At 70.6% G+C, this 12329-nt stretch carries 14 protein-coding genes; 6 read left to right on the forward strand and 8 right to left on the reverse strand.

The window, feature by feature from the left end; translation table 11 throughout:
- Window positions 1–416: 416 nt before the first annotated feature.
- Together ACJOT3_RS25215 and ACJOT3_RS25220 are read right to left on the reverse strand one after the other, a co-directional pair.
- Window positions 417–644, reverse strand: coding sequence for a DUF397 domain-containing protein (locus ACJOT3_RS25215; protein WP_406975584.1), 228 nt, complete (start codon window positions 642–644; stop codon window positions 417–419).
- Window positions 641–1417 carry a helix-turn-helix domain-containing protein gene (locus ACJOT3_RS25220; RefSeq protein WP_406975585.1) on the reverse strand — a complete coding sequence of 259 codons (777 nt, stop codon included), beginning with the start codon at window positions 1415–1417 and terminating at the stop codon, window positions 641–643. Before ACJOT3_RS25220 ends, ACJOT3_RS25215 begins: the two co-directional genes overlap by 4 nt.
- 169 nt (window positions 1418–1586) lie before the next feature.
- Here ACJOT3_RS25220 and ACJOT3_RS25225 point away from each other — a divergent pair, with 169 nt between their 5' ends.
- Window positions 1587–1796, forward strand: a complete 210-nt coding sequence (locus ACJOT3_RS25225) for a hypothetical protein (RefSeq protein ID WP_406975586.1) — start codon at window positions 1587–1589, stop codon at window positions 1794–1796.
- A complete protein-coding gene (locus ACJOT3_RS25230) occupies window positions 1793–2122 on the forward strand; it encodes a hypothetical protein (RefSeq protein ID WP_406975587.1) in 330 nt (109 codons plus the stop codon). Before ACJOT3_RS25225 ends, ACJOT3_RS25230 begins: the two co-directional genes overlap by 4 nt.
- Window positions 2123–2142: 20 nt before the next feature.
- On the opposite strand, the gene ACJOT3_RS25235 is transcribed toward ACJOT3_RS25230, so the two are convergent.
- Together ACJOT3_RS25235 and ACJOT3_RS25240 are read right to left on the reverse strand one after the other, a co-directional pair.
- Window positions 2143–3705, reverse strand: coding sequence for a glycosyltransferase (locus ACJOT3_RS25235; RefSeq protein ID WP_406975588.1), 1563 nt, complete (start codon window positions 3703–3705; stop codon window positions 2143–2145).
- A 42-nt stretch (window positions 3706–3747) separates the two neighbouring features.
- On the reverse strand, window positions 3748–4848 hold the full coding sequence (locus ACJOT3_RS25240; protein ID WP_406975589.1) for a hypothetical protein: 1101 nt from the start codon (window positions 4846–4848) through the stop codon (window positions 3748–3750).
- Between the two features lie 188 nt (window positions 4849–5036).
- Here ACJOT3_RS25240 and ACJOT3_RS25245 point away from each other — a divergent pair, with 188 nt between their 5' ends.
- Both ACJOT3_RS25245 and ACJOT3_RS25250 read left to right on the forward strand, forming a co-directional pair.
- A complete protein-coding gene (locus ACJOT3_RS25245; RefSeq protein WP_406975590.1) occupies window positions 5037–6653 on the forward strand; it encodes an RDD family protein in 1617 nt (538 codons plus the stop codon).
- A 66-nt stretch (window positions 6654–6719) separates the two neighbouring features.
- Entirely contained in the window at window positions 6720–7301 is a 582-nt protein-coding gene (locus ACJOT3_RS25250; RefSeq protein ID WP_406975591.1) for a hypothetical protein, read from the forward strand.
- A 682-nt stretch (window positions 7302–7983) separates the two neighbouring features.
- Here the strand turns inward: ACJOT3_RS25250 and ACJOT3_RS25255 are convergent.
- The 3 genes from ACJOT3_RS25255 to cutA all read right to left on the reverse strand — a co-directional run bounded on the left by ACJOT3_RS25255 (window position 7984) and on the right by cutA (window position 9818).
- The gene (locus tag ACJOT3_RS25255; RefSeq protein WP_406975592.1) at window positions 7984–8643 is read right to left on the reverse strand and encodes a GNAT family N-acetyltransferase; all 660 of its coding nucleotides are present in this window, start codon (window positions 8641–8643) and stop codon (window positions 7984–7986) included.
- Between the two features lie 228 nt (window positions 8644–8871).
- On the reverse strand, window positions 8872–9462 hold the full coding sequence (locus ACJOT3_RS25260) for a hypothetical protein (protein WP_406975593.1): 591 nt from the start codon (window positions 9460–9462) through the stop codon (window positions 8872–8874).
- Window positions 9459–9818 (reverse strand): divalent-cation tolerance protein CutA, encoded by a 360-nt coding sequence (cutA, locus tag ACJOT3_RS25265; RefSeq protein WP_406975594.1) that lies wholly within the window; start codon window positions 9816–9818, stop codon window positions 9459–9461. Before cutA ends, ACJOT3_RS25260 begins: the two co-directional genes overlap by 4 nt.
- 68 nt (window positions 9819–9886) lie before the next feature.
- Here cutA and pyrE point away from each other — a divergent pair, with 68 nt between their 5' ends.
- Window positions 9887–10420, forward strand: coding sequence for an orotate phosphoribosyltransferase (pyrE, locus tag ACJOT3_RS25270; RefSeq protein ID WP_406975595.1), 534 nt, complete (start codon window positions 9887–9889; stop codon window positions 10418–10420).
- A 70-nt stretch (window positions 10421–10490) separates the two neighbouring features.
- On the opposite strand, the gene ACJOT3_RS25275 is transcribed toward pyrE, so the two are convergent.
- A complete protein-coding gene (locus ACJOT3_RS25275; RefSeq protein ID WP_406975596.1) occupies window positions 10491–10874 on the reverse strand; it encodes a RodZ domain-containing protein in 384 nt (127 codons plus the stop codon).
- Window positions 10875–11283: 409 nt separating this feature from the next.
- Between ACJOT3_RS25275 and fbaA the strand changes: the two genes are divergently transcribed.
- Complete coding sequence (gene fbaA, locus ACJOT3_RS25280; protein WP_406975597.1) at window positions 11284–12306, forward strand: class II fructose-bisphosphate aldolase; 1023 nt, start codon at window positions 11284–11286, stop codon at window positions 12304–12306.
- Window positions 12307–12329: the final 23 nt, after the last annotated feature.

Here is a 12329-nt window from a genome sequence, read left to right on the forward strand (position 1 = left end):
CGCGGGAGATGCGGAACAGCGCTCCGAGCAGCCCGAAGGCAGTCTCAAGGAGCGCACCGCTAAACTGGTGCACGTTGGCAATCTTCCTGTGAAAAGTGTGAGTTGCTGACCACGGCCTCGGGTGCTCAGCAAGCACCGCGGGGCCTCTATATCGAGTTATGCGGCCAGGTTAGGGCACTGGCCTAGCGTGGGGCGACGTTTTTCCGTAACGACTTCGAAGAGACTTGCGGACTCGGGCGTCGTGGCAGCTCAGGGGCGTTCAGGCGAGATTCTAGCCGGAGAAAAAAGGCGTGCCCGAAGTGGGTTCTTAGTCCGATTTCTTGGCATTTATTGGAAATTGTTCCATGCAAAAGGGGCGGCACCTATACCAGGAAGGTACCGCCCCCTAAGCGCCGACGGCCGTACCGGCCGGGCCCTCAGGCCTGCTGCTTGACGAGGTCCACCAGGGCCGTCCACTCGGCGGCCGCGAACTCCAGGTGCCCCAGCTCCCGGTGTTGCGTGTCCCGCACACCGGTGGTCACGCCCTCGGAGACCTCTACACACTGGCTGCCGGTGTCGCTGTAGCTGCTTTTGTGCCACATCCGGGCCTCAACGCACTGACTGCCGCTTTCGCTGTAGCTGCTCTTGAACCAGGTTGCCTTCACTCCGCCAACTCCTTCAACATCCGCCGGGTCTCTCCCGATGGCATCGCCGACGCCAAACACCTTCTCACCAGGGCCTCTACACGAAGATGGTTGCCGGTTTCCAAAATCGCGTTTCCCGCGATGTGGTCACTCGCGACGGCCACGGTCTGATCCTCCAGGCGGAAGAGTTGAACGGGCGCGGTCACTCCCAGCATGTACACACCTCGCGGCAGCAGGTGGACGTTAACCCCACCTTGCCCCATCAGACCCATCAGATGCGAGGCCTGCTCTTTTCGGACATCATCCGGGACACAGGTCAAGGCGCTATGAGGGAAAACAGCCGTGACCACGAGGTTGGGACGACGCTCTCGCAGGACTTTGAGCCGCCCGCAACGCGCCACCACCCAGCGGTCGATCTCGGCATCGGCCACCAGGGGCTGCCCGTCCTTGAAGACCAGACGCGCATAGGACTCGGTCTGAAGCATTCCGGCGACCAAAACAGGGGACAGCCAGTCAATCGCGAGGGATCTCTCTTGCAAGAGCCCCACCTTCTGCTGCCAGGCTGGCAGGTCAGCCCCGAACTTCTCGTAGCGCCAGGCACGCACCAGCTCCCCGTCGGCACCCAGGACTCTGTCCAGTTGCTCCACAATATCGCCATTTGGGGGATTTGCACCGTTTTCCCAGCGGGAGATCGAGGCATCCGTGACACCCACCGCTCGGGCCAGCGCCTGCTGCGTGCAGCCGACCATGCTGCGGCATTCCGCGAGAATCTCCGAGAATCCCTTACGCGTCACGTAGAAAAATCTACACGAGCACCCTCCGCATCGTCTTTCGTTCCCGGAAAGCCCAAAGGTGCTGGCCGCACCGCAATCCCGCAGGTCAGAGTGGTGGCGTGGGAAAGCTCACCGGTTCACCCACGTCACATCCGAATTTTCACCGCCTGAGAGGGAACGGGTCCTCACGATGAACGGCATCTATCTCGACGACCTGCTGGACACCGCCGCGGACGCACTCGACCGCGTCGGTCCCCGCACCGGTCCGGGGACCGCCGACGACCAGTGCGTCCGGGCGGTGCGCGACGCGTTGCGCCACGCGCGCGACACCGCCGACGCCCACGCCGCGGTCAAGTTCCTGGACCGGAGGCTCTGCGACATCAAGGAGGCCGCTCGATGACCGCAACCCCTCCCGTGTCCTCCTCCACGCCCTACATCGCACCGCTGTGCGGGGAGGCCCACCTCGACCATTCCTGCACCCGACGGACCTGCCTGCTGGAGGCCGGGCACAGCGGCCCGCACGAGGACGCCAAGGGCCGGACCTGGGAACCCCCGGAGGTGACCCTCGAACGCCTGCGCTCCACCTGGGGCACCACCCACCGCATCGCCTGGACGGGTTCGCTGTGGATGGCGACCCACCGGGACCCGGACGCGCCGTGGCGCACGGAGGTCGAACCCACCCCCGAACAACTGGAGGAACGGCTGCGCGCGCACTCCGTCCCCTGATCGTCCGGCGCGGGGGGACGTCAGTACCCGATCCCCTGATCGCGCTCCTGTCCGGGACCGTGAGATCGACGCCCGCCCCCGTCCGAGGACCGGGATACCGGTGGCCCCGAAGCGCCGGCGCTGAGGAGCCTGTCCGCGGACATCGACGGAGAGGGGTCGCCGCCGCGTTCGGCGACCCGCGGCGGCCCGTCCCTGAGCAGGCCCCGGCCGGTGTCGGCGACCATCCCCTCACCCTGGCCGGGAGAGACGACCTCGGTCTCCCCACCCGGCCGCTGCAAGGTGTCCAACGTGCCGCCCTGCCGGACGTACGAAACGGCCGTGTCCAGGCTCTGGGCGGCGTCCCGGTCGGAGTAGCCGCGCAGCGCCTCGCGCACGACCAGCGCCGCCTCGTGGTATTTCTCCGGGTCGTCGTGGACGTCGATGAGCTTGCGGGCGAACAGCTTGTACCGGTCCACGCCGGACGACCCGGCCTCCCCCATGGTGTTCCCCAGGTGGGACACCGACCCGGAGTCGTCGATCACGAGCCGGGACCCGGCCTCGGCGGGGATGAACCTCTCATCCTCCATGAGCACGGCGAAGCCGTTGCCGTTGCCCTTCGCGACGACCACCGGCTTCCCCCGGGAGGCGGCCTCCGCCGCTGCGAGGCCGTACGCCTCGCTCTCACTCGCCATGGCCATGACGTGGGAGCGGTCGATGACGGCGTCGAGCCGTTCCCTGGAGTCGGAGAACTCCCGGACCTCGACGAAGTCGTGCCAACCGGGGCCCACCTCCTCGTCCAGTGTCCGGGAGAAGTCGGCCATCTCGGCCTGGTCCACTCCCTGGAGGGTGAGCCGCACCTGGTCATAGCCCTGCCTGCGCATCTGCCCGACCGCGCGGGCCACGTCGATCGCCCCCTTGTTGGGATCGCCCATACGCCCGAGCATGAGAACCTCCATGGGTTCGTCCCTGCTCCTAGGCGCGGGGGCCGGACCCTCGACGCTGTTCCCGGGGATGAACGTGTGGATGGGTGTCCGCCCCCCACCCGGTTCCCCGGCCCGCTCCATGAGCCGTTCCGCGTCGAGGCCCGACTTGGGCCCGTGCGCGATGACCAGGTCCGCGTGCTGGAACAGCGTCCCCTGGTGCCATGCCCGGTACCGGCCCATCTCAGGGTCCCCCAGGGCCGTCTCCAAGGCCTCGGGATCCATGGTGATGATGCTCCCGACCCGTGCCCCGGGGTAGAACCTGTCCCGGATCATCAGCGCGCCGGGGGTCGTGGTGTCGCCGAATCCGATGACGGCGGTGAAGGCCTCCGGGTTCTCGGGCAGCCCGAGTTCCGCTGGTCCCTTTCCTTCGAGGTGGTGCTGGAAGCGCAGGGGCCAGCGGTCCACGTAGGGAAAAGTGCTGTTCAGTTCTTCCCTCTGCGCTCCGTCCAGATCCTCCAATCGCCATTCGGACACACCGATGCCGGGGCGCTCGAAGGATTCGCCCAGGGTGATCATGTGAACGGCGTGCCCTCGGGCAAGTTCCTCGGAAATTCTCCGGTTCAGCACGTGGGCGCCGTTCTGAATGCCGCCGGAACTGACCACGAAGAGATAGCTGTTCATGAAGTCGTCTTGATGTCCTGTCGGCTCGGGAACGGTCACGGTTCACAGGGCGAGCAGGGTTCGGGAGAGGCTTCTCGCCGTCTCCGTGAACGGGTGGGCCTCGAAGCCGACCAGCCCCGTGGACCGTCCCGGCACCAACCGCTCCGCCATCTCGTCCAAGATCTCCACGAGCACGAAGGCCGTCTGCCACGCGACGGCCTTCTCCCTGAGCCCGTTCTCCGGCGGCCGGGCCTGCTCCGGAACGTCAGGAACCCGGGGCGCGGGCGAGGAGCCCAGCAGGTCCCGGCCCAGAGTCCGGGCGACCGTGCCGAAGGACCCGTCCCGTCTGCCGGATACCAGGCCGGTCGAGGGGTCGATGAAGTCCGCCCGCTCCCGCCACGGCCGTGTCTCGGATCCGTCGAGGGTGCGGCGGAGGATCTCGGCGGCGTCGACGAGGTCGTCGTCCAGGGTGAGGTCCTCACTGCCCGCGAAGTCCCGGGGCGAGGGGATGTCCTCCACCGCTCGCAGGGCGGCGTCCTGAAGTCTCCGGAGCCCGTCGCCGTCCGCCCGACGGGCGGCGGGTTCGGCGACCGGACCCGGGATCGGCGCGCGGGGTGGAACAGGGGTTCCCCCCTGCCCGGTGAACGCCCCGCGGAGGCGGTCGGCCATCTCACGCAGGGCAGGGGAGAGGTCGGCCGCCTCCACGCCGATCACACAGGGCGGTCGGCCCGGGAACAGCCGATACTCCAGATCGACCACGAGGCTTCGCAGTTCGGTGATCCAGGAGGACGTCACGATGACGCACGACCCCGGGGCGAATGGGGCGCCGTGGGCCTCCGGGTCGTCCTGGAGGCGGTACGAGGGGTGGACGATCCGCGGGCTCTCCCCCACCCGGCACCGCCAGTCCCGCGCGGCCTCGGCCAGGGTGACCGGGCGGTCGTCGGACGTCCGGGCGGTCAGCAGATGCCGAGTCGGATCCGCGGGCCCTCCCGGCTCCGCGGCGGGTTCAGCGCCCTCGGTGAGGGCCTCCGCCAACCGGTGCCACGCGTCGGCGCGCCGGGGTGGCCACACGGTCCCGGGCTGCCAGGCTCCCCGCCCCAGGGCCGCCATTCGGGCGGCGGCCGAGTAGAGGGTCTCGTATTCTGTGAAAATATTCCGTGTCATATTCACATGACTTCCGGTCGGATGCGTCCTGGCCCAATGCCGATGTGGATTCTCATGAGCCCGTGGAAGTTCATTCGGAAAGCAGGCGGACACACGAATCCAGGCCCGAAAGTACCATCCCCTCGACACGGCGCCGCCCGGGCCCGGCACCGATCATCCCCACCCCATCCCGAAATAAAGGAACCTTGATGAGTTGCAGTACCACCGCCGTCGACGCTCTGGCAGCGCGTATTCACGCGATCGACTGGAACGGGGGCGCGGGCGGGGATCGCACCCGGTCGCGGGTGGCGCTGATGCGCGAGTACCTGCGGCGGGCGGCGCTGTGGACGCGGGCCGTGCAGGGGAAGGGGTGGCCGTTCTACGACGTCGCGGAGTTCGCCGCGCCCGGGGTGCGCGCCTCCGAAGGGGTCGTGGGCGGTGTGCTGGAGAGCCCGGCGATCGTCGAGCAGTACCCGACGGTGGGCAAATCGTGTGTTTGGGCGCTGCACCTGGCCACCGCCCGCGACGCCGGGGTGGAGCTGCCGGAGCTGCCGGACCTGTTCGAGCCGCTGATCCGCATGTACGAGCGCGGCGGCGGGTTCTCGCTGTCGGGCGCGGGCACGATCGACATCGACGGGGCGGGCCTGTACCGCGGCACCCTGCTCGACCACCTCGGGGACGAACCCCGGGCCCCCGAGACCGACGCCGGACTCGACGCCCTCGACGGCATCGCCGCGCCGCAGGCGCCGGTCGCTCCGGCCGAGCCGGAACGGGCGGCCGCGCCGCGGTACGCGGGCTACACGATCACTGCGGTCCCCGAGCGCGGCGAGGGCGAGGAGCGTGTCCTGTCGGGTGTGGGCTCGGCCGCGACGGCGGTGCCCGCACCGGCCGGGGACCCCGTGTACCCGTCGGCCTCCTACGCGGTGTCCGCCCCCGAGGGGGCCGCGGCGCCCGTCCGGGAGGCACCGCCCGTGCCCGCGGCAGAGGCTCCGGCGGCGGTTGCCGCGCAGCGCGCCGCACCGGGAGCGCCTGAGGTGTCTGGAGCGCCTGGGATGCCTACCGCATCCGGGACGCCTGGGACACCTGCTGTGTCCGGGACGCCTGAGGTTTCTGGGGCACCTGGGGTACCGACCATGCTGCCGCCCGCGCCCGGGCACCCGCACCCCTTTCCGCAGCAGTACCCGCAGCCCGGGGCGTACGGCCGGCCCGGCCCGTACCCGCACGGCGGATATCCGGTCCCCCCGGCCGGATACCCGGTTCCGCCAGCCGGGCACCCGGGGCACCCCGTGCCCGGCTACGGCCCGCCGGTGCGGCCCGCCGGGCTCCGCCACCACACCGAGTGGAACCCGGACGACCCCACCGTCGGCCTGGCCGAGCCCGGGCAGCGCTTCTTCGCCCGGTTCGTCGACACCGTCATCGCCGGGGTCCTGTGGTTCCTCATGATGCTGGCCACGACCTTCACCGCCGTGACCATCGGTGGCGGGGACATCGTCGGGGAGGCCGCCGACCGGGCGTTCGTCTCCGGGGCGATCTTCTCGTTCTTCGTGTTCCCGATCCTGTGGGAGTGGTTCCAGGTCTCCGTGTGGGGCCGCTCGGTGGGAAAGGTGCTGCTGGGCCTGTGGGTGATCCGCGCCGAGGGCGGCGGGAGGCTGCCCGCGTGGCGCGCCCTGCCGCGCGCGCTGTGCTTCGCGCCCGGGTTCACCAACCCCGTGAACTGGCTGCTGCCCTGGTCGCTGGCGAACGTGCTCTGGTCGCTGCGCGACAAGGAGCGCAGACGCTGCCTGCACGACAGGATCGCGCGTTCGGTGGTCGTCCAGGCCCGCTGAGCCGGGACCCTGGCCTGTTCCGGACATCGGGGAACGCCGGGAACGCAGGGGCACTAGGTTCGCACCATGCGTCAATTCACGGGTTTCCTCATCGGTGCCGGGTTCGGCCTGGCGTTCGTGCTCGCGAACGCCGGGCCGCCGCTGCCCTCCTCCGTCGGGGTGGTGCTGCGCGTCCTCGCCGTGGCGGCGCTGGTGGCGGTCGTCGTGCTCGCGGGAACCCTCTCCCGCCGCCCGGCCCCGCCGCCGTCGGCGGGGCCCGGTCCCGCCTTCCGGTTCGGCCCGTTCTACGGGGTCGTCGTGCTCGTGGAGGTCGTGCTGATCCTCGGCGGCGTGCAGGTGCTGCGCCTGCTGGATGTGGCCTGGCAGGCCAACATCGCCTGGATCGCCCTGATCGTGGGCCTGCACTTCCTGCCGCTGGCCTGGTACTGGCGGATGCGGCAGATCCTCGCCGCCGCCGTCTACATCTCCGCGATGGGCGTGGCCGGCCTGGTGCTGGTGGCGTCGGGGGCCGCCGAGTGGGCGCCGTTCGTCAGCGGTGTGCTCACCGGCCTGGGCATCCTGACCGGCATCCTGGTGGGCCTGGTCGGCATGATGCGCGCCGCCCCCGCTGTAGAAAACCCCACCCCCGACACCACCCTGACCCCCTGACCCCAGCCGAGCCCTCGGCCCGCGCCGCCCCGGCACGAACAGCCGAGCGGGCACCCTGGCATCCGCCACCGCGCCACCGCACACGGGTCGGCCGTGGACACTCCGACCTCCACCTCGCGGCACGGCATGTCCCCGGCCTGATCTGCCGCCGCGGCGCGGGCGCGCGGGCGCCCTGGCGTCCACCCCTGCGGCACGGCGCGGGCCCGGCGGGCGCAGGCCTCCTCGACCGCGAGTGCCTCGGCGCGGACGGGCGCGGGGGTCAGGGGTGGTACGGCTCGGGGACGTCGAACCAGGCGCGGCGGGGACCGCCGGCACCGGCGCTCGGGCGGGGCTCCCCCGCCAGGAAGGCGGCGGCGACGGCGTCCACCGCGCGCGTTCGGGAACGTGAGCCCCAGACCTGCGGTGTCCCGCGCGGCGGCGTGCGCCGGGCGGACGGCGGGGCCGGGATCCCGCGGTCGGCGCGGGGGCGGGGCCCGGTCGGCTCGTTCGGCCCCGGCCGGCCGATCGCGTACGGGAATCGCAGCCCCGGCGGCAGCACAAAGGGCGGTGCCGGTGCGGTGTGGGGACGGTGGTCGTGCAACGGGGGGTTCCTTCCGACTCGTCACCGGCCGCCGCACGGCGGTCGCGGTGGTGCCGTCGGCTCAGAACCGTACCCGATGTGTGACCGATCCGTCCCGGTACGTCACCCCGGAAGTTCGCCCAGTCCGAAGAACGGCAGGCACGGCTCCAGCCCCGAGAGCGTGACGGGCACGTCGAGGCGGTGCGCCTCCCAGTCCTCACGGGGCAGCAGGAACCGCAGCCCGTTGACCGCCTTCCCCCGGACCGCGGCCATACCGGTGCCGTCGTCCCGGTAGCCGAGTCTTCGGGACACCCGCTCGGAGCGGAAGTTGCCCTCGATGATCTCCGAGGCCGCCGCCCGGGCGCCCAACCCATCGAAGGCCAGGTGCAGCATCGCGGCGCGCATCTCGGTGCCGATGCCCTTCCCCTGGTGCTTGATCCCCAGCCACGAGCCGCTGGAGACCCGGCGGGTGATCGCGAAATCCTTGGCCAGGATGTCCTGGACGCCCACGATCTCCCCCTCGTGGACCACCACGAGGGGCAGTTCCCAGTTCTCCGGTGTCCAGCGCGCGTACAGGCCGAGGGTGTGCTGGACCACCGACAGCGCGAGCCGGGCCGGGGGCTGGTCCGTCCAGGGATGGATGAACGGCATCTCGGCCGGATCGTGCACACCCGAGAGGGCGACGTCGGCAAGGTCGGAGAGGTCGTCGAGGGTGGGCGGGCGCAGCTCCAGCCGCGGGGTGCGCACACGCAGCCCCAGGACCGGGAAATGGTCGGTGATCATGTTCCGATGTTCCCGGAGCCCGGACGCCGCGTCATCCCGTTTTCCCCACCTGTGGATAACTCCGTCCGACAGCCAAAGCCCAGGTCGGAACGCACGGCTCGGAAGAAAGGTCCCGTCCCGGGGCCACCCCCGCCTGTGAACGGCACGGTGACACCGCCGAGGTTCCAACCGGCCCGGCACCCCGCTCCCCGCACCCGTGCACGGCGCCCGACCGGAGCGGGTCGCGGGTCAGGCCATGCCGCGCAGCTCCAGCAGCAGCGCGGCCAGCTCCCCGGAGGCCTTCTCCGGCGCGCACTCGCGCACGGACCAGCCGCGCATCCGGGCGAGCCGGGCGGCGTGTGCGCGGGCCGGGTCGGTGAGCAGGTAGCCGCAGGGGGCGTCCGGCCAGTCCGCGGACGGCGGCAGCTTCTCGGTGCGGTACCCCTCCGGCTCCCCCTCGGGGACGGGCTGGGTCGGCGCGCCCTGCGGGTTCTGGGTCCGGTCCAGGTCGGCCCGGTCGGCGATGCCCGGCTGCGGCAGCAGCGCGTCCACCAGCACGTATCCGAACACCGGCCGGTGCGCGGCGCGCTGGGCCGCGCCCAGGGCGCCGGCCAGCGGCCCCGCGTCGCCCTCCACCACCAGGGCGGTGGGTGCGTCCGGCGGGACCAGGCGGCGGATCTCCAGGCTGGCGGCGGCCACGTACCGGGCGGCGTACGGCGGGAGCCGGTCGCCGTCGACCTCGATCCGGACCGGGGTCAGCCCGGCGGCGCCCAGGCCCTCGCCGAGTCCGGGCAGGCGGGTGGGGCGTCCCAGGGTGGGGGGCAGCAGGACGGCGATCACCCGGCGGCACCCCGCTCACCGTTCGCGGCGGGGCGGGTCTCGTCGCGCACCCAGGCCAGGTAGGAGGGGTTGCCGCCGACGACGGGCACCGCCACCACCTCCGGAACGTCGTAGGGGTGCTCGCGGACGATGTGCGCGGTGAGGTCGTCCAGGCGGTCCTCGGCGGTCTTGAACACCACGGTCCACTCCTGGTCGCGCTGCACCTCGCCCTCCCAGCGGTAGTGGCTGGTGATCGGCCCGCCGACCTGGGCGCAGGCGGCGAGGTGGCGGCCGACAGCGGACTCCGCCAGGCGCTCGGCGCCCTCTCGGGTGTCCACGGTGATCTCGACCCGGACGGTCCCGGGGGTGTTCGGCATGGCGGTCCCTCTCCGTCCGGGCGCCGCGGTGACGTGCGGTGCCGCCCGGTGTTCTACGCTCATGGATCATGAGCGAACGTGATGAACTCCTGCGTCAGATCAACGATAAGGCGGTCGTGCGCGGGAAGGTGGTCCTGTCCTCCGGGCAGGAGGCCGACTACTACGTGGACCTGCGCCGCGTGACCCTGGACGGGGAGGCCGCCCCGCTGGTCGGGTCGGTCATGCTGGACAACGTGGCGGACCTGGAGTTCGACGCGGTGGGCGGGCTGACCCTGGGCGCCGACCCGGTCGCGACCGCGATGGTGCACGCCGCGCACGCGCGGGGCCGCAGGCTGGACGCCTTCGTGGTGCGCAAGGCGGGCAAGGCGCACGGGCTCCAGAAGCGCATCGAGGGTCCGGACGTGAAGGGCCGCCGGGTGCTGGCGCTGGAGGACACCTCCACCACGGGGGGTTCGGTGCTGACGGCGGTCGAGGCGCTGCGCGAGGCCGGGGCCGAGGTGGTCGCGACGGCGCTGATCCTGGACCGCGGGGCGCGTGAGCGCGTGGAGAAGGAGGGCCTGGAGTACCGGGCCGTGTACCAGGTGTCCGATCTGGAGATCTGAGGACGCCGGAGCGGTGCGGCGGGGCGGTCGTCCCGCCGCCGCGGGCGGGGACCGGGGGGACCGGGGTCGGTCAGCCGTCGACGGTGAAGCTGTAGTCGGCGCCGCGGTCTGCGATGTCGCGCTCGCGGCCGTTGACGAAGAGTTCGACGGCGGTGGGGTCGCCGATGGTGACCTCGATGCCACCTTCGGGGATCTCGGCGTAGGTGAGCGAGCTGCCCTGGCGGACCTCCTGGTCGTGCAGGACGTCGCCGCCGGGGATGCGGACGAACACGCGGCTGGACTCACCGATGACGCGCACGTAGAAGGCGCCCTTGGGGCTCTCGTCCTCGTTCGCCGCCCCCGAGGCGTTGGCACTCACACTGGGGCCGGAGTTGCCGGGGAGCGAGCGGTACAAGAAGAACCCGCCGAGCGCGAGCATCGTGACCAGAAGCACGACTGCTCCGACGATGGCCACTACCTGGCCAACGCCGCGAGGATCATTCCTATGCCTTCCCACGGCGTTGAATGTAGCGTGTATCACGGCAAAAAGCGACAGTGATCGTTCGGAACCTCTCTGCTTCCCATAATTCGGTCACAGGTGCACGAAACTTCACAAGGTTCTTCAATCAGGTAGATAGCACCACAAAGCGCTCACTCATCGGCCTTGTCGCATCCGCCGAGCCTCATCGAATTTGGTCTAGACCTTTCCATCGGCTCCGTGCGTTCGGGATACTTGGGTGACACCTGGTGGACACGTCCGGACGTGCGACCCGAGTCGCGGGCTCCCCCCGCCGCCCGGACCCTCCACCGGCAACGCACGTGGGGTGCCGTCGGCGCGACCGGCGGCCGCTCGCTCCAGGTCCGATTCCAGGGAGAGTCAAGCCATGCCCATCGCCAGCCCCGAGGTCTACACCGAGATGCTGAGCCGCGCGAAGTCCCAGGGCTTCGCCTACCCGGCCATCAACGTGACCTCCAGCCAGACGCTGCACGCCGCACTGCGGGGCTTCGCCGAGGCCGAAAGCGACGGCATCGTCCAGATCTCCACCGGCGGCGCCGAGTTCCTGTCGGGTTCCACGATCAAGGACATGGTCACCGGCTCGGTGGCGTTCGCCGAGTACGCCCGCGTGGTCGCGGACAAGTACCCGGTCAACGTGGCCCTGCACACCGACCACTGCCCCGAGAACAAGCTCGACGGGTTCGTCCGCCCGCTGCTCGAAATCTCCAAGGAGCGCGTGGCCAAGGGCCAGGACCCGCTGTTCCAGTCCCACATGTGGGACGGCTCTGCCGTGGAGCTGGAGGAGAACCTCCGGATCGCCGAGGAGCTGCTGGCGTCCTCCAAGGAGGCCCGCACCATCCTGGAGATCGAGGTCGGCGTCGTCGGCGGCGAAGAGGACGGCATCGTCGGCGAGATCAACGAGAAGCTGTACACCACGCCGGAGGACGCCCTGCGCACCGCCGAGGTCCTCGGCCTCGGGGAGAAGGGCTACTACATGACCGCCCTGACCTTCGGCAACGTGCACGGCTCCTACAAGCCCGGCTTCGTGAAGCTGCGCCCGGAGGTCCTCAAGAAGGCCCAGGAGGCCGTGGCCGAGAAGTACGGCCGGGCCAAGGCGTTCGACTTCGTCTTCCACGGAGGCTCCGGCTCCACCCTGGAGGAGATCCACGAGGCCATCGAGTACGGCGTGGTGAAGATGAACATCGACACCGACACGCAGTACGCGTTCACCCGCCCGATCGTGGACCACATCTTCAAGAACTACGACGGTGTGCTCAAGATCGACGGCGAGATCGGCAGCAAGAAGGCCTACGACCCGCGCGCCTACGGCAAGGCCGGCGAGGCCGGCATGGCCGCCCGCGTGGCGGAGGCCGCCCAGCAGCTCAAGTCCGCGGGCAACAAGATGAAGTAGTCACCGCGTCCGACGCGGGGTGG

The sequence above is a fragment of the Nocardiopsis protaetiae genome, from assembly GCF_045446735.1.
Classification (GTDB): domain Bacteria; phylum Actinomycetota; class Actinomycetes; order Streptosporangiales; family Streptosporangiaceae; genus Nocardiopsis; species Nocardiopsis protaetiae.

Excerpts from the sequence above, each read along its gene's own strand:
- pyrE (WP_406975595.1), top strand. The coding sequence starts at position 9,887 with ATGAGCGAACGTGATGAACTCCTGCGTCAGATCAACGATAAGGCGGTC.
- ACJOT3_RS25255 (WP_406975592.1), bottom strand. The coding sequence starts at position 8,643 with ATGATCACCGACCATTTCCCGGTCCTGGGGCTGCGTGTGCGCACCCCG.
- ACJOT3_RS25250 (WP_406975591.1), top strand. The coding sequence starts at position 6,720 with ATGCGTCAATTCACGGGTTTCCTCATCGGTGCCGGGTTCGGCCTGGCG.
- ACJOT3_RS25240 (WP_406975589.1), bottom strand. The coding sequence starts at position 4,848 with ATGACACGGAATATTTTCACAGAATACGAGACCCTCTACTCGGCCGCC.
- ACJOT3_RS25230 (WP_406975587.1), top strand. The coding sequence starts at position 1,793 with ATGACCGCAACCCCTCCCGTGTCCTCCTCCACGCCCTACATCGCACCG.
- ACJOT3_RS25235 (WP_406975588.1), bottom strand. The coding sequence starts at position 3,705 with ATGAACAGCTATCTCTTCGTGGTCAGTTCCGGCGGCATTCAGAACGGC.
- fbaA (WP_406975597.1), top strand. The coding sequence starts at position 11,284 with ATGCCCATCGCCAGCCCCGAGGTCTACACCGAGATGCTGAGCCGCGCG.
- cutA (WP_406975594.1), bottom strand. The coding sequence starts at position 9,818 with ATGCCGAACACCCCCGGGACCGTCCGGGTCGAGATCACCGTGGACACC.
- ACJOT3_RS25245 (WP_406975590.1), top strand. The coding sequence starts at position 5,037 with ATGAGTTGCAGTACCACCGCCGTCGACGCTCTGGCAGCGCGTATTCAC.
- ACJOT3_RS25225 (WP_406975586.1), top strand. The coding sequence starts at position 1,587 with ATGAACGGCATCTATCTCGACGACCTGCTGGACACCGCCGCGGACGCA.